This is a genomic window from Micromonospora sp. NPDC047467 (assembly GCF_040643095.1).
Classification (GTDB): domain Bacteria; phylum Actinomycetota; class Actinomycetes; order Mycobacteriales; family Micromonosporaceae; genus Micromonospora.
This window is the reverse complement of record NZ_JBEYTO010000011.1, coordinates 13,413-31,064: the sequence shown is the minus strand read 5'-3', so window position 1 is coordinate 31,064 and position 17,652 is coordinate 13,413. Positions and strand designations below refer to the sequence as shown.

The 17,652-nt window shown below is 69.7% G+C and carries 15 protein-coding genes and 2 tRNA genes; 13 read left to right on the top strand and 4 right to left on the bottom strand.

Annotated features, from left to right (window positions below):
- Position 1: 1 nt before the first annotated feature.
- On the bottom strand, positions 2-769 hold the full coding sequence (locus tag ABZ780_RS26495; RefSeq protein ID WP_357487830.1) for a hypothetical protein: 768 nt from the start codon (positions 767-769) through the stop codon (positions 2-4).
- 996 nt (positions 770-1,765) lie between these two features.
- Here ABZ780_RS26495 and ABZ780_RS26490 point away from each other — a divergent pair.
- Together ABZ780_RS26490 and ABZ780_RS26485 are read left to right on the top strand one after the other, a co-directional pair.
- A tRNA-Ser gene (locus tag ABZ780_RS26490) sits at positions 1,766-1,856 on the top strand.
- A gap of 35 nt (positions 1,857-1,891) precedes the next feature.
- Positions 1,892-1,964, top strand: a tRNA-Arg gene (locus ABZ780_RS26485).
- Positions 1,965-2,297: 333 nt separating this feature from the next.
- On the opposite strand, the gene ABZ780_RS26480 is transcribed toward ABZ780_RS26485, so the two are convergent.
- Positions 2,298-2,579 (bottom strand): helix-turn-helix transcriptional regulator, encoded by a 282-nt coding sequence (locus ABZ780_RS26480; RefSeq protein ID WP_357002910.1) that lies wholly within the window; start codon positions 2,577-2,579, stop codon positions 2,298-2,300.
- A gap of 99 nt (positions 2,580-2,678) precedes the next feature.
- On the opposite strand from ABZ780_RS26480, the gene ABZ780_RS26475 reads away from it, so the two are divergent.
- Both ABZ780_RS26475 and ABZ780_RS26470 read left to right on the top strand, forming a co-directional pair.
- The gene (locus tag ABZ780_RS26475; protein WP_357002908.1) at positions 2,679-3,644 is read left to right on the top strand and encodes an AAA family ATPase; all 966 of its coding nucleotides are present in this window, start codon (positions 2,679-2,681) and stop codon (positions 3,642-3,644) included.
- A 17-nt stretch (positions 3,645-3,661) separates the two neighbouring features.
- Positions 3,662-6,172 (top strand): S8 family peptidase, encoded by a 2,511-nt coding sequence (locus ABZ780_RS26470; protein WP_357002906.1) that lies wholly within the window; start codon positions 3,662-3,664, stop codon positions 6,170-6,172.
- A 703-nt stretch (positions 6,173-6,875) separates the two neighbouring features.
- Here ABZ780_RS26470 and ABZ780_RS26465 read toward each other — a convergent pair.
- The gene (locus ABZ780_RS26465) at positions 6,876-7,106 is read right to left on the bottom strand and encodes a hypothetical protein (RefSeq protein WP_357487829.1); all 231 of its coding nucleotides are present in this window, start codon (positions 7,104-7,106) and stop codon (positions 6,876-6,878) included.
- A 492-nt stretch (positions 7,107-7,598) separates the two neighbouring features.
- Here ABZ780_RS26465 and ABZ780_RS26460 point away from each other — a divergent pair, with 492 nt between their 5' ends.
- From ABZ780_RS26460 to ABZ780_RS26420, 9 genes are all read left to right on the top strand, one after another.
- Positions 7,599-9,194 (top strand): ABC transporter substrate-binding protein, encoded by a 1,596-nt coding sequence (locus ABZ780_RS26460; protein WP_357487828.1) that lies wholly within the window; start codon positions 7,599-7,601, stop codon positions 9,192-9,194.
- Entirely contained in the window at positions 9,191-10,219 is a 1,029-nt protein-coding gene (locus tag ABZ780_RS26455; RefSeq protein ID WP_357002900.1) for an ABC transporter permease, read from the top strand. Before ABZ780_RS26460 ends, ABZ780_RS26455 begins: the two co-directional genes overlap by 4 nt.
- Before the next feature lie 91 nt (positions 10,220-10,310).
- Positions 10,311-11,111, top strand: coding sequence for an ABC transporter permease (locus ABZ780_RS26450; RefSeq protein WP_357487827.1), 801 nt, complete (start codon positions 10,311-10,313; stop codon positions 11,109-11,111).
- Entirely contained in the window at positions 11,108-12,118 is a 1,011-nt protein-coding gene (locus ABZ780_RS26445; RefSeq protein ID WP_357487826.1) for an ABC transporter ATP-binding protein, read from the top strand. The genes ABZ780_RS26450 and ABZ780_RS26445 overlap by 4 nt, the downstream gene beginning before the upstream one ends.
- Positions 12,115-12,813, top strand: coding sequence for a dipeptide/oligopeptide/nickel ABC transporter ATP-binding protein (locus ABZ780_RS26440; RefSeq protein WP_357002894.1), 699 nt, complete (start codon positions 12,115-12,117; stop codon positions 12,811-12,813). The genes ABZ780_RS26445 and ABZ780_RS26440 overlap by 4 nt, the downstream gene beginning before the upstream one ends.
- Before the next feature lie 158 nt (positions 12,814-12,971).
- Entirely contained in the window at positions 12,972-13,520 is a 549-nt protein-coding gene (locus tag ABZ780_RS26435) for a carboxymuconolactone decarboxylase family protein (protein ID WP_357004763.1), read from the top strand.
- A 45-nt stretch (positions 13,521-13,565) separates the two neighbouring features.
- On the top strand, positions 13,566-14,114 hold the full coding sequence (locus ABZ780_RS26430) for a carboxymuconolactone decarboxylase family protein (RefSeq protein ID WP_357487825.1): 549 nt from the start codon (positions 13,566-13,568) through the stop codon (positions 14,112-14,114).
- 106 nt (positions 14,115-14,220) lie between these two features.
- Positions 14,221-14,736: a DUF3592 domain-containing protein gene (locus tag ABZ780_RS26425; RefSeq protein ID WP_357002891.1), complete on the top strand. Its 516-nt coding sequence runs from the start codon at positions 14,221-14,223 to the stop codon at positions 14,734-14,736.
- Positions 14,737-14,824: 88 nt separating this feature from the next.
- Entirely contained in the window at positions 14,825-15,877 is a 1,053-nt protein-coding gene (locus tag ABZ780_RS26420) for an arabinan endo-1,5-alpha-L-arabinosidase (RefSeq protein WP_357002889.1), read from the top strand.
- A gap of 86 nt (positions 15,878-15,963) precedes the next feature.
- On the opposite strand, the gene ABZ780_RS26415 is transcribed toward ABZ780_RS26420, so the two are convergent.
- Positions 15,964-17,598: a peptidase gene (locus tag ABZ780_RS26415; RefSeq protein ID WP_357487824.1), complete on the bottom strand. Its 1,635-nt coding sequence runs from the start codon at positions 17,596-17,598 to the stop codon at positions 15,964-15,966.
- Positions 17,599-17,652: the final 54 nt, after the last annotated feature.

Genomic DNA, 17,652 nt, shown 5'->3' with positions numbered 1-17,652 from the left:
CTCAACCCGCCCGATAGAGGGCCACGGCCCGCGCCGCCAGCCGCTCGGTCGCCGCCGAGTCGCCCAGCGCGGCGGCGAGCACCGCCGCACCCGGCAGCAGCCGGGCCGCCAGCCGCAACGCAACCCAGCCGCCGGCCTGCGCGGTCAGCGGTGCCGCCAGCCGCCAGGCGGCCTCCGCCGCCCGAGGCCACGCCCCCTCGACCGGGTCGTCCGCCGCCCGCGCGGCGTCCAGCGCGGCACGCGCGCTCGCCGCGTCGGGGTGCACCTGGGTCAGCACCAGCAACTCGGCGGCCCGGTCGGGATGCGCCGGGTCCCGACCGTATGCCGCAGCCAGGTGCAACACCAGGTTCGACTGGGTCCAGAGCACCGAGGCCAACTCGGCCATCGGCGCGAAGATCCCCGCCAGCGCGGCCGTCGCCCCACCCGCGGCGGCCGCCCCAACGAACCGCCGGGTGGCCAGCCGGGCCAGGCCGTCCGCCGGAGCATCCGGGTATCTGCCCCGGAGCAACTCGGCCCACTCGGCGGCACCCGGCCCGAGCGCCCGCACCGCCGCCAGGGCCAGCAACTCCGGCGCGAAGCCCGGGTGGTCGAGCACGCGGGTGGTCACCGTCCGAAAATCCCATTCCGGGGTACGCCCCAGAGCCGCCGCACCCTCGTGCGTGGCTGCCTCGTGCGCGGTCTGCTGGGCGGTTGCGGCGCTGCTCGTGGCGGCGAGGGGCGCCGGGACGTCTGACTGCGGCTGCTCGGTCGGAGGCTCGGGTGCTGCCACGGTGTTCTTCGGCGCGGCGGTCTTGCGGGGGGTCGCCGCGCGCTTGGTCGCCTTCTCGGCACGCTCGGTCGGGGTCGCCGCTGGCGCGGCGGCTTGTTCAGCCGTCGTAGTTGCCGGCGGGGTCGTTTTCGCGGCTCGCTTGGTGGGGGTGCGTTTGGTCGGGACGGCCTGTTTGCGCGGGGCCGCTGCTGCCTCGGTCTCGGCGGCTGCTGGACCGGTTGGGGTCGGTGGAACCGGCGGCGCGGTCGTGGCGGCCGTGTCACCTGCCGACGTACCGGTCTTCCTCTGGGGGGTGGCCTTCCGAGCGGGGGTGGCACGTGCCTTCGGCGTCCGCGACGCTGGGCTGGCGGGTGGTGGCGCGCTGCCCTCGGGCGCTCGCCCATCGGGGGCCAGCGCCGCCGAGCCGCTCGGATCGGCGTCTACCGGCTGATCTGCCTCAGCCGCAGGGGCCTCCGACGGGGTCGGGCGCTTGCCGCTCGCCGCCGGCCCGGCCGGTACCTGCTCGACGTCCGCCGCTGAACGATCCACCGGCACCCCTTGCTCGACATCCGCTGCCAGGGCTTGCTGGCCGGCGGTCGTCCTCTCGGGCGGGAGAGCTGACGGGCGGGCCGGCTGTCGGGGCAGGGGGCGGCCCGGCTCCGGTGGCTGGAACAGCACCGCAGGGGCAGGCCTGGTACGCCGCGGGCGCTGCTCGCCCGGAGCGGCCCCGGCCGCTGCCGGCCCAGGTGGTGTCGCCTTCTCCACCGCCTGCTCAGCGGCCGTCGGCGGAGTGAAGGTCGCCCGCGGAGAGCGCCGCCGCGCTCGGTCAGCAGGCTCTCGACGGGTCGGCTCGCTGGGCGGCTGCTCCTGCATATCGATGGAGCGTAGTCCCGATCACGCCGCCGCACAGCCGGGAACACGGGCACCAGGCGCCCCGGCAGCCGTACGCTGGAAGTCGTTTTGCTCCCGGTGGGTGCCGACCTGTATCCTCGGGCGCGGTGGTCTGCGGGCCACCTGGGAGACTTCGCCTAGTCTGGTCTATGGCGCCGCACTGCTAATGCGGTTGGGGTCTTAAAGCCCCTCCCGGGTTCGAATCCCGGAGTCTCCGCGCGAAAGCCAGGTGTGTACACTGGCTGAGCACCAGCGCCCGTAGCTCAATGGATAGAGCATCTGACTACGGATCAGAAGGTTAGGGGTTCGAGTCCCTTCGGGCGCACAGCGGTTGACTTGCGAAAACGCCCCTCCGGCGATCGAGAACGATCGACCTGAGGGGCGTTTCTCGTGCCCCCCAGGGGGTCACGAGAGTCGCCAGAACTCACCTGATCCTTGCGGAGTGTCATCAGAGGCTTCCTCTGCTGTGTTGATTGTCCGCATTCCCTCGTCCAGGTGCGAGGCTCAATTGCTACGGCACGCGAACCGCCCCCGCGCGACGAACCTGAGGTGTGGGCGAACGGGCCAATCCCCGCGTCAGAACCCGGTGCGTCGCGGTCGGGCGCTCATGCTCGTCCTCACTTTGCCCCCTCTTCTCGATCCGGGCACGGCAGGGTCCCTACGCGTGGAGTTGACCGATTGAGGGCGAGTCGTGCGGCCAGGAAAGTTCACGAAGCTCTATGCCTAGAGCGTTGGCGAGGGACATCATTGTGAAATAGCCGGGCTCGATCACCCTCCCCGACTCGATCTTTCTCAGGGTTGAGACAGCGACCTGGGCGCGTCCTGCGAGCTGCTCCTGGGTCAGCCCTCGCTCTGTGCGCAGCGTTCGCAGCCGGGTGGCGAGTATCTCGGCTTGATCCCGGAACCGGCTGTCTTCGCGGCGAGCGCGCCCTGCTGGCACACGTCAGATCGTAGTGGTAAATTTTGACCGGTCCAACTTTATCGCTACAGATGATCGAGCCACTTGGGTAAGTTGAGGTTGGTGGAAGGGGGCGGGTCTGTGACGGCGTCAGGCGAGCACATCAAGGCGCTCGTGCGCAATCACGCCGCCGGTGATGATGCCGCCTTCTACGCTGTCGCCCTTCAGGTCGCGGCAAAGGCGGCCCGCCAGGGCCACGGAACGCTGGCTAACGAGCTCAAGCGGGTAATCGAAGGTGCTCGGAGCCAGCCGGTCGCAAGCAAGGTCACAGCTATCGCCCGCCCGCGCGGGGACCTGGCCGATCTGGTTACAGCGGCATTCCCGAACGTGTCTCTCCGCGACCTGGTCGGTCCGCCGCAGTTGAAGGACGCTATCGCTCGCGTGCTTCATGAGCAACGGCAACGGCAGGCTCTCTCGGAGCACGGGTTCGCACCGGCCCATCGACTCCTACTGGAGGGCCCCCCGGGCACGGGCAAGACGATGACTGCAGCGGTGATCGCTCACGAGCTAGCTCTGCCACTGCTGACGATCCGCCTGGATAGCCTGCTCAGCAAGTACCTTGGCGAGACGGCGAGCAAGCTGCGCGCAGTATTCGACGCTGCGGCGTCCCAGCGGGCGGTCTACCTGTTCGATGAGTTTGACGCCCTTGGCGGCCATCGAAGCGGCAATGACGTCGGAGAAGCCCGCCGAATTCTGAACTCGTTTTTGATCTTCCTTGAGCAGGCCAACGCCGAAAGCATTGTCGTGGCTGCCACGAACCATCGGTCGATCCTTGACCATGCGCTGTTCCGTCGCTTCGACGTTGCGATCAGATACGAGCTGCCGGACGGCGCGCAGGCATCGGAGGTCATGAAGACCCGGCTTGGGCCGATGGGGCGGGGCATTCGATGGGCGGCGGTCCAAGCCCAGGCATCCGGGCTGAGTCATGCCGAGTTGGTCAAGGCCGCCGAAACTGCCGCGAAGCAGGCCATCCTGCGCGGCGAAGCACAGGTCACGGTCGCTGACCTAACCGAGGCATTGCGGGAACGCCGAGCGGCGGGGCAGTGAGTAGCCCGGCCCGGTCGTTGGCGCATCTGACCGTCACTGGTCGCGCCGAGGACCGTAGCTTCAACCGCAGTGGCGGAGGCAACCCGCGAATCCGGGATGTGGAACGCCGAGCCCATGGGACCAAGCTACGCGGAGACCTCGAACGCTCCCTGCATCAAGCAGACGTTGAACGCGCCGCGGTAGCCGACGACCTCACGCTGGAGGAGCTCAAGGCGCTCGGCATCATCCTGGTGCTCGATGCAGCGGATCCGGCTTTCCCACTGAAGCTGGACTCGCTCGAGCGTATGTCGTCCCATCGCGTGAAGCGTCCGCAGTGGCTGTTGTTGGCTGTCAACCCGGCCACCGGAGATCGGCCCGAAAGCGCCGTGGTCTGGGTCAGTGATGCGTACCGCGGGACCTTCCTGAAGATCTTCGAGGATTTTCTTGAGCGGAACACACGCACCGGGGAGCCGCAGAAGCGTGCGCTTGTCGCGAACATCGCCTCGATCCGGCGGGCTGTGCTCCTCGACCTCTGGCAGTCCGCCGATGACCCGCCGACAGGGCTGGCCTGGTGGGAGATCTGGCTGACCCGGACTGACACCGGAGTGGAACTCCTCCGCGCGTTCGCAGCTGCGAACCGTTTCCGGATGTCTCAGCGGCGCATGGACCTCGTTGACCGCACGGTGGTCTGGCTACAGGCCCGCTGGGACGACCTGCACGCTTTGCCGTTCACCGCTGTCCCCGTCGCCGAAATCCGGCGCCCTGAATTCGTCGACACGGTCGAGGACTACTCCCAGGATGACCAGGACGAGCTGACAACAGACCTGGTGGAACGCACCAAGTTCGCCCCGGCCGGAGTGCCCGTCGTGTGTCACCTCGACAGCGGTGCGCGCCGTTCCCACGTGCTGCTGTCAGAATCGATCGACCCCAGCGACGTGCATTCGGTGGTCGGCGACAGCGGCGAGGACCGGCGGGGTCATGGCACCTTGATGGCTGGGCTCGCTCTCTACGGTCCTCTCGACCATCTGCTGTGGGGGAACGGGCTGGTTACGCTGACGCATCGGCTTGAGTCGGTCAAGATGTTGCCCGACGAGCCGGCCACGAACGATCCAGCGGCTTATGGATTGATCACGGCGCAGGCGGCAGCGGCTGCGGAGGCGTCAGCACCGGGCCGGCAACGTACCTTCTGCATGCCGATTACTGCACCACCTGAGGCGCGAGCTGGCGAGCCTTCGCTGTGGTCGGCGGCGATCGATGCGCTGAGCATCGGCACCGACATCGGTCAGTCCGACACGGGGATTGCGCTCCTCGGTCAGCCCGATTTCAGCGCCGCCCGCTTGTTCCTGATCTCGGCTGGCAACGTGCGTGACCGGCCGCGGGGGCTTGACCACCGAGAACTATGCGACATCTCGGAGATTGAGGACCCGGCGCATGCTTGGAACGCGCTCACCGTGGGCGCATACACCGAGCTGACCGCGCCTCCGACGGACCCAACCTTCGACAACTGGACGGCGCTCGCCGGCGAAGGCGAACTCTCCCCGCATAGCCGCACGTCGGTGTCCTTCGCCAGCCGAGCCTGGCCGATCAAACCGGACATCTGTATGGAAGGTGGCAACGTCCTTAGTGACGGCGTCGACTTTCACGATGGACATCCGCTTGTGTGTGTCCGTACCACCTCGGCCCGGGACGACCTCGCCCTCGCCTCGGCGAACGCCACGAGTGCCGCTACGGCGCAAGCGGCCCGACTCGCGGCGAAGGCCATGGCGGCATATCCGTCCTACTGGCCGGAGACTATTCGAGGCCTGCTGGTCCATGCGGCCGAGTGGACGCCGGCCATGAAAGCCGATGTGCAGGGCGCAACAACGAAGGCTGTCCGGCAGACGATGCTGCGCCGCTACGGTTGGGGCGTACCAACCGAAAATTCGGTCCTCGCCTCCAACACCAACGCTGTCACCCTCGTGACCCAGGACGAATTCGTTCCCTTCGACGGCCGAGACCACGCAGCCCGACGCTTTCGGCTGCACCGGCTGCCGTGGCCGGCTGAGACGCTTCGCGAACTCGCCGAGGCAACCGTCCAACTCCGCGTCACCTTGTCCTACTTCATCGAACCGACTGCATCCCGACGAGGCTGGCGCCGGCGCTACGCCTACGCCTCACACGGCTTAAGGTTCGAGCTGAATGCACCCCTCGAGCCCGTCGACGCCTTCGTCGCGCGCATCAATCGCGAAGCGCAGGACGAGGAAGCAGGCGCCCGCCCACCCAGCGGATCGGAACGCTGGCTTGTCGGGGGTAACCAGCGCAACCTTGGCTCACTCCACCAAGACATCTGGGAAGGAGATGGCGCGGCTCTCGCCGACTGCAGCCTCATCGCCGTACATCCGGTCGGAGGCTGGTGGAAGAACAACAAACGCGCCGACCGAGCAAACCTACCCCTGCGCTACAGCCTCATCGTCTCGCTTCGCACAGCCACGCAGGACGTCGACCTGTACTCACCGATCGCCGTACAACTCACCGTGCCAGTCGTAGCCGAAATCGAAGGGCTTAGCTGATCCTCGGCGGGCGGGGTGTCTCGTACCCTCAGGGGGACGTCCGCCGCTGACGCTGGTCGACGGTAACGAAGAGCGACCAGAGGTAGCCTTTGGTGAGGATCCGCCCAGGCGACTGGCTCGGCTCGGTCCGCTCCGTACCGGGCGGGATGCTCCACCGGATGATGAAGACCTCGGCGGGCAGGTGGCGAGACCGCAGCGCAGGCGTGCGGCAGGTGTCCGTCTGACGGCAGAGCGAGTGGTGGTCGGGCAACGAGCATCCCGCCGACGGCATGTGGCTGGCCAAGGAAGCCGACCGCCGCGGCGTCAACCCGTCGGTGGTGATCGAGGACCTGGCGAGTCAAACACGCCGAGCGGCGGATAGCCCGCCAGCCGATCAAGATGCGGGCGCCGGACCTGGACCGCAAAAACCGTGCCCCCCCGGGGGGCACCTTGGGGGACGGAACTGCGGTCTAGCGTCACGTTCCGTCGACAATGCAACATAGTGAATCCGGGCAAACTGACATAAGTGCAGGTCAGGGTCACCCTCCCCTTCTGGCTACGGATCAGAAGGTTAGGGGTTCGAGTCCCTTCGGGCGCACAAAGCAAGAAGAAGCCCCCGACCAGCCGAAACGGCAAGGTCGGGGGTTCTTTCATGTCCGGCCGGAATCAGGCTTCGAGCGGCGGTGGGAGCCGGTTCCTTACTGCCCGAACGGCGCACGGGCGGTCAGGCCCACCACTTCGGATACCACTTCAGAACCTCTTCGGCAGGCTTCGGTGGCTTGGATTCCCTTTCCCGCCGAGCGGCAATGACGGTCGGGGCATGGAACACAAACAGCCCGGCGGCGAGCAGTAGCGACGTGGTTCCATCGGGCCAGCCCAGCCACATCCCGACACCCGACGTCAGCCAGAGCAGGAACCCGACGAGCTGCGCCACCCGGAGACGTGGTCGCTTCATGTCCGTAAGTCTAAATTTGATCAACAAGGAGGCCGAGTCTCCGAAGCCGGCAATGTCGTACGGACGGCGGCAGGGGCGCGTGCGGCGGACGCCCATCCGTATAGCCAAGCCCGCCGATGGACCCGGTCCGACCGGCAGGTGAGGCCGCCGTCTCGGCAAACCGAGGCGGCCTTTTTCGCACGGTCCAGCAGCGAAGTGCGGCAGTGGTACGCGGCGGTGATGCTCGCGCCGTCGGGCGGCTTGGTGGAACCGGGCGTTGAGGGTGAACGCGGACACCCTTTCTTGCAACTCATTGGCAATTACTGAACACTCGCATCAGTGGGCGAACGTCCCGACATCGCGATGATCAACACCTCCGCCGGGGCGCCCGACTGCTTAGTGCCAACGCCGCTGAGTGACAGGCCGGACCCACCGCCCCGTCGACCTGGCACGCGGCGACGGCACGTCCGATCCGGTGTCGAGCTCGCACCACATCGATCCCAGGAGCACCTCATGAGTAAGACCTTCTCCGCCCGGGTGACGGCGGTGGTCGTCGCCGCGGCGCTCGCGGTCTCCGGCTGCTCGTCGTCGGCGACGCCGTCGGGTGGTACGAGTGCCGCCGGAACGTTCGTGGTGGCGACGGCGGGGGAGCCGGACACCTTGAACCCGGTGCTGAACTACGGCGTCGACGGCGGCTCGCTGATCTTCGACGGGCTGGTCGCGCGCGACGCCCGAAACCAGCTCGTGCCAGCCCTCGCCCGGGAACTGCCCACCGTCTCGACGGACGGCAGGACGGTCACCGCGAAGCTGCGCGACGGGGTGCGGTTCCACGACGACACGCCGCTGACCGCGCAGGACGTGGTCTTCACCTACCAGGCCGTGCTGGACCCGAAGGTCGACTCGACGCTGCGGTCGGACCTGGACATGCTCGCCTCGGTCACCGCGCCGGACGCGTCGACCGTGGTGTTCACCCTCAGGTACGCGTACGCGCCGTTCCTGCAACGACTGGCGTTGGGCATCGTGCCCGCGAAGGCGTTCGTGGGGCAGGACGTGAACAGGGCCGAGTTCAACCGCAAGCCGATCGGCACCGGACCGTACCGGGTGACCTCGTGGACGCCGGGTGACCGGCTCGTGCTGGCAGCCAACGACTCGTACTGGGGCGGGAAGCCGGCGAACTCGGGTGTGGTGGTGGCGTTCGTCGCCGACGACAACATCCGTGCCCAGCGGATGCGGGCTGGGGAGTTCGATGCGGCGGAGCTGGCACCGAAGCTCGCGGCCGGGTTCGACGGGTCGGGCGGCTATCGCGTGCAGCGGGTGCCGACCGCCGACTATCGGGGCGTGATGCTGCCGATGGGCAACCCGGTCCTCGGTGATCTGGCGGTGCGACGGGCGCTGAACGCGGCGGTGGACCGTCAGGCGATGGTCACCGGCCTGCTCGGTGGAGCGGGGGAGCCGGCGTTCGGTCCGGTGCCGCCGTCGTCGGAGTTCGCCGAGCCGTCCCTCACCGGCAACCCGTCGGCCGACCCCGCCGCCGCGACGGCGGCCCTCGACGCGGCCGGCTGGACGCCCGGCGCGGACGGCATCCGGGTCAAGGGCAGCCGGCAGGCCGCGTTCACGCTGATGTACCCGGCCAGCGACAGCCTCCGCAAGGAGTTGGCGCTGGCGGTGACCGCGGACGCGAAGAAGGTCGGCATCAAGGTGACGCCGGAGGGCCTGACCTGGGACGCGATCACCCCCCGGATGGACACCGACGCGCTGATCATGGGGTACGGCACCCCGTACGACCCGGACTTCGTCTCCTACAAGCTGTTCGGCTCCGCCTTCGCCGGCCAGGGCTTCTTCAACCCCGGTTCCTACACGTCCACGATCGCCGACAAGGCGTTGCAGGACGGCCGGGACAACGCCGACCCGGCCGTGCGCAAGGCGGCGTACGCGACCTTCCAGAAGCAGTTGGCCGCCGACCTGCCGTGGGTGTTCCTCACCTACCTTGAGCACACCTACGTCGTGAAGAGCACGGTCGCGGGAGTGACGCCCCGGGTGGAGCCGCACGAGCACGACGTCGCCAACAGCCTCTGGTGGAACGTCCACACCTGGACGAAGAAGTCGTGACAACGCCCCTGCCCGCTGACGGGCCGCCGAGAGCGCGCGTGCGCCGGCGGCGGGCCGGCACCGGCCGGGTCATCCGCCGCCGGATGCTGGTCGCCGTCCCGGTCCTCGCCGCGACCAGCATGGGCATGTTCGCCCTCGGCGCGGCCTCGCCCATCGACCCGGCGCAGCAGTACGCGGGCGCGGCCGCGTTCACCACCAGCGAGGAGAACCTCGCCCAGATCCGCGCCAACTGGGGCGTCGACGATCCGCTGCCGGTGCAGTACGCGCGTTGGCTGGGCAACCTGCTCCGGGGCGACCTCGGCTGGTCGACCAGCCGTCACGAGCCGGTCGTCGACGTGCTCACCGCCCGCGCCGGGTGGACGTTACTGCTGGTCGGCGCGGCTCTCGCCCTGGTGCTGGTGGCAAGCCTGCTGCTGGGCACCCTGGCCGCGTACCGGCGTGGTGGCTGGTTCGACCGGGGTTTACGGGCCGTCGCGTACGCGGTGCAGTCGATGCCGGTGTTCTGGATCGGCCTGGCCGCGATCGCCGTGTTCGCGCTCACCCTGGGCTGGTTGCCGGCCGGCGGGCTCACCGACGTCACCGCCACCGGAACCGACCCCGTCGACGTGGCCCGGCACCTGATCCTGCCGGTGACCGTGCTGGCGATCGCCCAGGCGCCGTGGTTCGTGCTGTTCATCCGCGACGCCGTCGCCGAGAGTCTCCGCGACGACCACGTCCTCGCCGCCCGGGCGCGCGGGCTTCCCGGCCGCACCGTCCTGTTCGGCCACGCCCTGCGCACCGCGCTGCTGCCGTTCCTCACCCTGATCGGCACCCACCTGCCCGAACTCGTCGGCGGCGCGGTCCTGGTGGAGACCGTGTTCTCCCTGCCCGGCCTCGGCGCGGTCACCGTCCAGGCTGCCCTGGGCAGCGACTTCCCACTGCTGGCCGCGACCACCCTGGCCACCACCGTCGTGGTGCTGGCCGCGAACCTGACCACCGACCTCGCCTACAGCGCCGCCGACCCCCGGGTACGCCTCGATGACTGACCTCGCCCCGCCCCCGATCAGCACACCGGCCCGGTCGCCTCGGCCCGGTCGCCGCGCCGCCCTGCGGGGAAGGGGCCGAGTCGGCGCGGCTGTGGCCGCCGTCGTGCTCGTCGGCGCGATCGCCGCGTGCCTGCTCGCCCCGCTGCTGTGGCCACTGGACCAGAGCGCGGTGGACCTGGCCCGTACCCGTCTGGCGCCGTCCTGGGCGCACCTGGCCGGCACCGACGAACTCGGCCGCGACGTGGCTCACCGCAGTCTCTACGGGCTGAGGGTGTCCCTGCTCGTCGGCGCGGTCGCCGCCCTCGTGGCCATGGTCATCGGCGGCTTGGTCGGCGCGGTCGCCGGCACCGTCGGCGGCCGGGTCGACCGGGTGCTGATGCGCATCGTGGACACCGTCGCGGCCCTGCCGCACCTGCTGCTGGGCATCTTCATCGTGGCGATGCTGCGGCCCAGCCTCGGGGCGGTGATCCTGTCCATCGGGCTGACGCACTGGCTGTCCACCGCCCGCATCGTCCGCTCCGAACTGCTCAGCCTGCGTACCCGCCCGTTCATCGACGCGGCGATCAGCGGTGGCGCCTCCCGCACCCGCGTGCTCACCCGGCACCTGCTGCCGCACGTGCTCCCGCGCCTGGCCCTGGCCACGACCCTGATGGTGCCGCACGCCGTGTGGCACGAGACCGCCCTGTCCTTCCTCGGCCTCGGTCTCCCACCGCACATGGCGTCGATCGGCAACATGATCAACGATGGGCAGGGGTCCCTGCTCACCGGCGCGTGGTGGGCCAGCATCGTCCCCGGCCTCGCCCTCGTCGCGGTCACCCTCGCCCTGGCCGTCCTGACCGGCCGGTGGCGCGACCGCCTCGACCCCCGCGTACGAGCGGAGCTCAACCTGTGACCACCACCGCCCACACCGCCCCGACCAGGACCGGGGCCGGCCCCCAGCAGGCCCTGCTCGACGTTGTGGGGCTGAGTGTCCGCTTCCGCCTCCGTGACGCCACGGTGCACGCCGTCACCGACCTGCACCTGGCCCTGCACCCCGGGGAACTTCTCGCGGTCGTGGGCGAGTCCGGGTGCGGCAAGTCGGTGCTCGCCCACGCGCTACTCGGCCTGCTACCCGGCAACGCCGTCGTCACCGGCCACGCCCACCTGCATGCCGCGGGCACCGGGCCGGTCGACCTGTTGAACGTGGGCGAGCGCCACCTCGCCCGTACCGTGCGTGGCCGGGCCGTGGGGCTGGTGCCGCAGAGCCCGGCCACCGCCCTGAACCCGGTCCGGACCGGTCGGCGGCTGCTGGAGGAAACCCTGCGGGCCCACGGCCACACCCGCCGCGACGCGTCCGTGGCCGCCGAGCGGATCGCTGCCGACGTCGGTCTTGACCCGGCCGACCTCGACCGCTACCCGCACGAGCTGTCCGGCGGCATGGCCCAGCGCCTGGTCACCGCTCTCGCGCTGGCCCCCGACCCGCCGCTTCTGCTCGCCGACGAGCCCACCACGGGCCTCGATCGCCCGCTGGTCGACCACACGCTCGACCTGCTGCGCCGCCGCTGCGACGACGGTGCCGCCGTGCTGCTCATCACCCACGACATCACCGCCGCCCGCCGCGTCGCCGACACTGTCGCCGTCATGTACGCGAGCCGCATCGTCGAGCACCGCCCCACCGGCACCCTGTTCGACGCCCCCACCCACCCCTACACCGCCGGGTTGCTCGACGCGCTGCCCGACCGTGCCTTCCGACCCGTTCCGGGACATCCGCCGATGCTCACCGACCTGCCTGCCGGCTGCGCCTTCGCGCCCCGCTGCGACCGTGCCACCGACACCTGCGCCACCGCACCCGCGCTCGGCCGGGAGGGCGCCGGTCGGGTCGCCTGCCACCACCCGACGAGGGCCGGAGCAACCGCATGACCGCCCCCGCCACGGACACCGCCGTCCCGTTCGACGGCCTCGCCGCCCACCAGGTCAGCGTCTCCTTCGGGCGGCAGCGGGTCCTCGACCGGGTCGACCTGCACCTCGCCCCGGGCGAGACCGTCGGGTTGCGCGGCCCGTCCGGCAGCGGCAAGTCGACCCTCGCCCGGGTCCTCGCGCTGCTGCACACCCCCGGCACCGGGCACATCACCCTTGACGGCAAGCCTGTGGCCGGAGCCCGGCACCGGCTACCCGCCGCCATCCGTACCCGGGTCGCGATCCTCTTCCAGAGCCCTCGCGCCGCCACCGACCCACGGCTCACCCTCGCCGACATCGTCGCCGAACCCCTGCGCGCCACCGGCACGGCCACCGACGCCGCACGCGCTCGGGCGGCGGAACTGGCCGACATCGTCGGCCTTACCCCGGACCTGCTCACCCGCCGCCCGCACGCCGTCAGCGACGGCCAACTGCAACGCGCCTGCCTCGCCCGGGCGCTGGCGCACCGGCCCAAGTACCTGCTCTGCGACGAGGCCACCGCCATGCTCGACGCCTCCACCCAGGCGCACCTCGCCGCCGTCATCACCGACTACCAACGGCAGCACCAGGCCGGGGTCCTGCTCATCACCCACGACCCGGCCCTGATCGCCCGGTGGGCCACCCGAATCGTCGACCTCCCGACGCCGGCGGGTTCGTAGCGAGCACATCCGGGCGATGGCCTGCGGGCGGCGGCGAGTCAGCCTTTCGTCACCGGCCCGCAAGCCGGAATCATCCCCTTGAGATGTCAGTGTTGATTCACTAGATTCGATGCTCAGGCACGATCAGTGACCGAATCGATACTCGGGAGGGTGACCCCATCGCGCACATCGACCTAGGGGTGGACGAGGCCGAACTGCCCGGCATCCGGGGGCCGCTGAGCTTCCGGCCGGAGACCGGCGGGCCGTTGCTTGAGCTGGTCGAGGTGCTGCTCCGCGGGGAGCACCCGCTCACACCCGGGGAGCGGGAGTTGATCGCCGCGTACGTCTCCGGCCGCAACGACTGCACCTACTGCTGTTCGGCGCACTCGGCGTACGCGGCGGCGCAGCTCGATGAGGGCATGACCCTGGTCGACCAGGTGCGCGCCGACGTGGACAACGCCCCGATCTCCGCGAAGCTGCGCGCCCTGCTGCACATCGCCGGAGCTGTGCAGATCAGCGGGCGCGAGGTCACCCCCGAGCTGGTCGAGGCGGCCCGCAAGGAGGGCGCCAGCGACCTGGAGATCCACGACACGGTGCTGATCGCGGCGGCGTTCTGCATGTTCAACCGGTACGTCGACGGCCTCGGCACCCAACCGGCTGCCGACCCGGGGTGGTATGCGCAGGCGTCCGAGCGGATCGTCAACACCGGCTATCGGCGCGTCCTCTGACGACGATCCGACCGGGCACCTCCGGAGCGAATGGGGCGTGACGTCATGGCACACATCGACCTGGGCGTGGACGAGACCGAGTTCCCCGGGATCCGGGGCCCGATGAAGTACCGGCCGGTGACCGGCAAGCCGATGCTGGAGCTGGCCGAGACCCTGCTGCGCGGGCCGCTCAGCCTGCCGACGGCTGACCGCGAGCTGATCGCCGCGTACGTCTCCGGCCTGAACGACTGCACCTACTGCTGCTCGGCGCACTCGGCGTTCGCCGCTGCCCTGCTCGATGAGGGCATGACCCTGGTCGACCAGGTGCGCGCCGACCTGGACAACGCCCCGGTCAGCGCCAAGCTGCGCGCCCTGCTGCACATCGCCGGGGCTGTGCAGCGCAGTGGCCGAGAGGTCACCCCCGGATTGGTCGAGGTGGCCCGCAACGAGGGCGCCACCGACGAGGAGATCCACGACACGGTGCTGATCGCGGCGGCCTTCTGCATGGTCAACCGGTACGTCGACGGCCTCGGCACGTTCGCCCCGACTGATCCGAAGTTCTACGACGAGACGGCCCAGCGGGTCATCAGCGTCGGTTACCGCAACACGGTCTGAGCTCGGCTCTCGGCCCGTACCCATCGACCGGACTGTTGCCTGGTCGCGCCATGATGATCGCGTGATCATTCCGCGACGATCGTCGGTCTGGGTGACTCTTGGATGCGTGTTGCTGGTTGTGGCCGGCGGTGCGCTGTTGTGGCTGCCGTTTCATACCCAGTTCGCGCTCGACGACTGGATGGCCGAGTTGAGAGCCACCGGCGTTCCGGCGCGGGCGGTCGTCTACAACCGGGTGACGGATGACGGTGGCAATCGGGAAAGCCCGGCGACCACGATGTTCGTCCGGTACGAGTTGTCGGGCCGGACGTACGAGCAGGAGGTCGGCTGCGTCGAGGTGTGCCGGCCAGTCGGTGACGAGATGTCTATCTGGGTGAACCCGGCCGATCCGGGGGACTTCGTCACGGACTTCGACCAGCTCAGCGGGCACCGCGGTCGTGCACAGGGCGTGCTGGGCGCGGTCGGGTTCGGGATCCTGGTGATGGCGGTTCCTCTGCTGCTGTCCCGAATTCCGTTCGGGCGGTGGTTTCCTCGACGGACCCCGCGGCGTCGGTCTGCCGCCCCGACCCAGGATGGTGGCAGGTTCACGGGCCGTTCCAAGCACAAGCGGAGTGCTCGGCGGTGACGATCCGCAGGCTCGGGCCTACAACACCTTGACGTACATCGATGTTATCGAGAACATCGATGGACCTCGGCCAGTAAGGACTGTCATGATGTCGTCCGCTCTCCCCGTACCCCGGTCCCGCATCCGACTCACCGCGCTGCTGGCCTCGATCGTGGTCGTCGCGGCCGGCGGCGTGGCCCTGACCACGCGTCCGTCGGACGCGGCCCCGCGCGGCGCCGTGGTGCCACTGGCCGCCGCGACCCCCACCATCCCGCCGGCCGCCTACCCCAACCCCGGACTGGTGACCGGCAACGTCGGTGTGCACGACCCGACGATCGTGCGCCGGCCCAACGGCGGCTACCTGGTGGCGCACACCGGCGACAACATCGCCCTGAAAACCTCCACCGACCGGATCGCGTTCCGCAACGCGGGCAACGCCTTCCCGGGCGGTGCACCGTGGACCACGGCCTACACCGGCGGCAGCCGCAACCTGTGGGCACCGGACCTCACCTACCGCGGCGGCCGGTACTGGATGTACTACTCGGCCTCCACCTTCGGCTCGAACCGGTCGGCGATCTTCCTGGCGACCAGCACCACCGGCGAGTCCGGCAGCTGGACCAACCACGGCCTGGTGATCGAGACCCGCACCTCGGACAACTTCAACGCCATCGACCCGAATCTGTTCGTCGACTCCGACGGCCGGTGGTGGCTGAGCTTCGGCTCGTTCTGGTCCGGCATCAAACTGATCGCGCTCAACCCGGCGACCGGCAAGCGCGCCGACAACACGATCCACAGCATCGCCGGCCGTGGTGGCGGCGCGATCGAGGCACCGGTGATCGTCAAGCGCGGCTCGTACTACTACCAGTGGGTGTCCTTCGACCGCTGCTGTCAGGGTGCGTCCAGCACGTACCGGGTCATGGTCGGCCGGTCGACAAGCGTCACCGGCCCGTACGTCGACCGCAACGGCACCGCGATGAACGCCGGTGGCGGCACCCAGGTGCTGGCCGGCCACGGCAGCATCCACGGCCCCGGTCACCAGGCCGTCATGGCGGACAGTGACGCCGACGTGCTCGTCTACCACTACTACGCGAACAACGGCACGTCCCTGCTCGGCATCAATCTCATCGGCTACGACTCCGCCGGCTGGCCGTTCGCCTACTGACCTGCCGTAGCGGTTGGATCAGCCGTCAGACAGCGGCAGGGGTGGGCCCAATCGGGCCCACCCCTGCCTGTTTGCCTCGCGTTGGATCAGTCGCGTGGGACCTGGAGGATCACGCGGCGGCGGCGGAACATCACGAGCAGCACGGCGCCGAGCGCGAGCACTGCCGCGCCGCCACCGGCCAGCATGGCCGCCGGGGCACCGGTGACGGGCAGCCCGCCACCCGACCCGCCGTTGTCGTCACCGCCACCGCCACCGGCCGTGCCGGTGTTGATGACGATCTGGGCGGTGTTGTTCTCCGGCTTCGACTCGGTCGCCGGGCCGCTGTTGCGGGCCACGATCGTGCCGTCGGTGCCCGGAGCCGACTTGATCTTCACCCGGACGGTCGACTTGATGCGGCCCCAACCGGAAGCCGTGGCGGGGAACTCGCTCTCGAAGTTGCACCGCAGCTTCGCCGACTCCGGCAGATGCTCGTGCTCGGTGCCATCGGTGTAGCACCACTCGGAGGGCAGCAGGACCGTGCCGGACGGCGCGGTGATGATCACGGACGGGCCGCCGCCGTCGGACGGGCCGTTGTTGACGACCTCGTAGGCGACGTTGACGGTCTGCCCGACGGCACCCTTCACGGCCGGCGCGGTGACCGCGATGTCGAGGGTGTTCGCCTTGCTCCAGAACCTGAAGTCCGCATAGTTATCGGACTCGTCGAGCTCACGCTGCGCGGCGCGCTGCTTCGCGAGGTCGCCCTTCGCACCCTGCGACTGGAGCTTGCGAACCTTGTCGGCGAAGGAAGGCCCGGTGCCCTTGGCGCGAGCGCTGCTCTTCGCCGCGCGCTCCTGGCCGGCCAGGGCGACGTCGACCGAACTGTAGTGCTCATCCGGACCGCGCAGGTTGCGACCGAAGGTGATGTTGAAGAGCGACTCGCCGGTCTCGTCGTCGAACAGCAGCAGGCCGTCACCGGGCTCGAGCGTCAGCGGGACGACGCAGCTCACCTCGCTGGGGCCGTACACGTAGGGCTTGCCGATGTCGTCCGGGTAGTAGTCGGTGTAGGTGCAGTCGCTGTACCGCTCGGCGAACGTGGCACCGGTGGGGACGCTGACCCGCACCGTGAAGTTCGTGGCGGCGGCGTCGCCCTCGTTGCCGATGCCCGAGTACAGCGGGACGGTGTCGCCGGGGCCGACCGGGTGGTCCTTGTCGTTCAGGTCCGCCGCGGCGGCAACCAGATCGGGACCGGACGCGAGCACGGTGACCGGGAACGACGTGACGTCGTTGGCCGGTGCCATGTCGTCCTCGTTGCCGTCGATGGTGACGGTGACCTCGCCGGCGTCACCGGGGACGGCACCCGGGCGACTCGTCAGCGAGAGGGGGTCCACGGTCAGGACCTGACCGGCGTCGAGCGCGCCGACGGTGCAGGTGACCTTGCTGCCGGCCAGCTTGCAGATGTCGCTCCACTCCGGCACGGCTGCGGTGACCCTGTCGGAGACCTTGCTCAGGTCCAGGGTGACGGTCACACCCGTGGCGGGGGCCTCGCCGTAGTTGTAGACGTACATGCCGACGGTGGTGCCGCCGTTGTCGACCTCGGCAACGGGCTCACGGTTGAACGACACGAACAGGTCGGGCAGTGCCTCGGCGGCGCTGGCCGGGGGCGCCGTGCTGAAGAGGGTGGCGGTCGCCAGCACCGCCGTTGCCGTGGCAAGGCGAGACCACATGGCCTTTTTGGGATTCATGGGGTTCTCCGGTGAGGGAAGGTAGAGGACCGGACCCTAACGGATGATCATGAA

Excerpts from the sequence above, each read along its gene's own strand:
- ABZ780_RS26465 (WP_357487829.1), bottom strand. The coding sequence starts at position 7,106 with ATGAAGCGACCACGTCTCCGGGTGGCGCAGCTCGTCGGGTTCCTGCTC.
- ABZ780_RS26460 (WP_357487828.1), top strand. The coding sequence starts at position 7,599 with ATGAGTAAGACCTTCTCCGCCCGGGTGACGGCGGTGGTCGTCGCCGCG.
- ABZ780_RS26440 (WP_357002894.1), top strand. The coding sequence starts at position 12,115 with ATGACCGCCCCCGCCACGGACACCGCCGTCCCGTTCGACGGCCTCGCC.
- ABZ780_RS26430 (WP_357487825.1), top strand. The coding sequence starts at position 13,566 with ATGGCACACATCGACCTGGGCGTGGACGAGACCGAGTTCCCCGGGATC.
- ABZ780_RS26420 (WP_357002889.1), top strand. The coding sequence starts at position 14,825 with ATGTCGTCCGCTCTCCCCGTACCCCGGTCCCGCATCCGACTCACCGCG.
- ABZ780_RS26415 (WP_357487824.1), bottom strand. The coding sequence starts at position 17,598 with ATGAATCCCAAAAAGGCCATGTGGTCTCGCCTTGCCACGGCAACGGCG.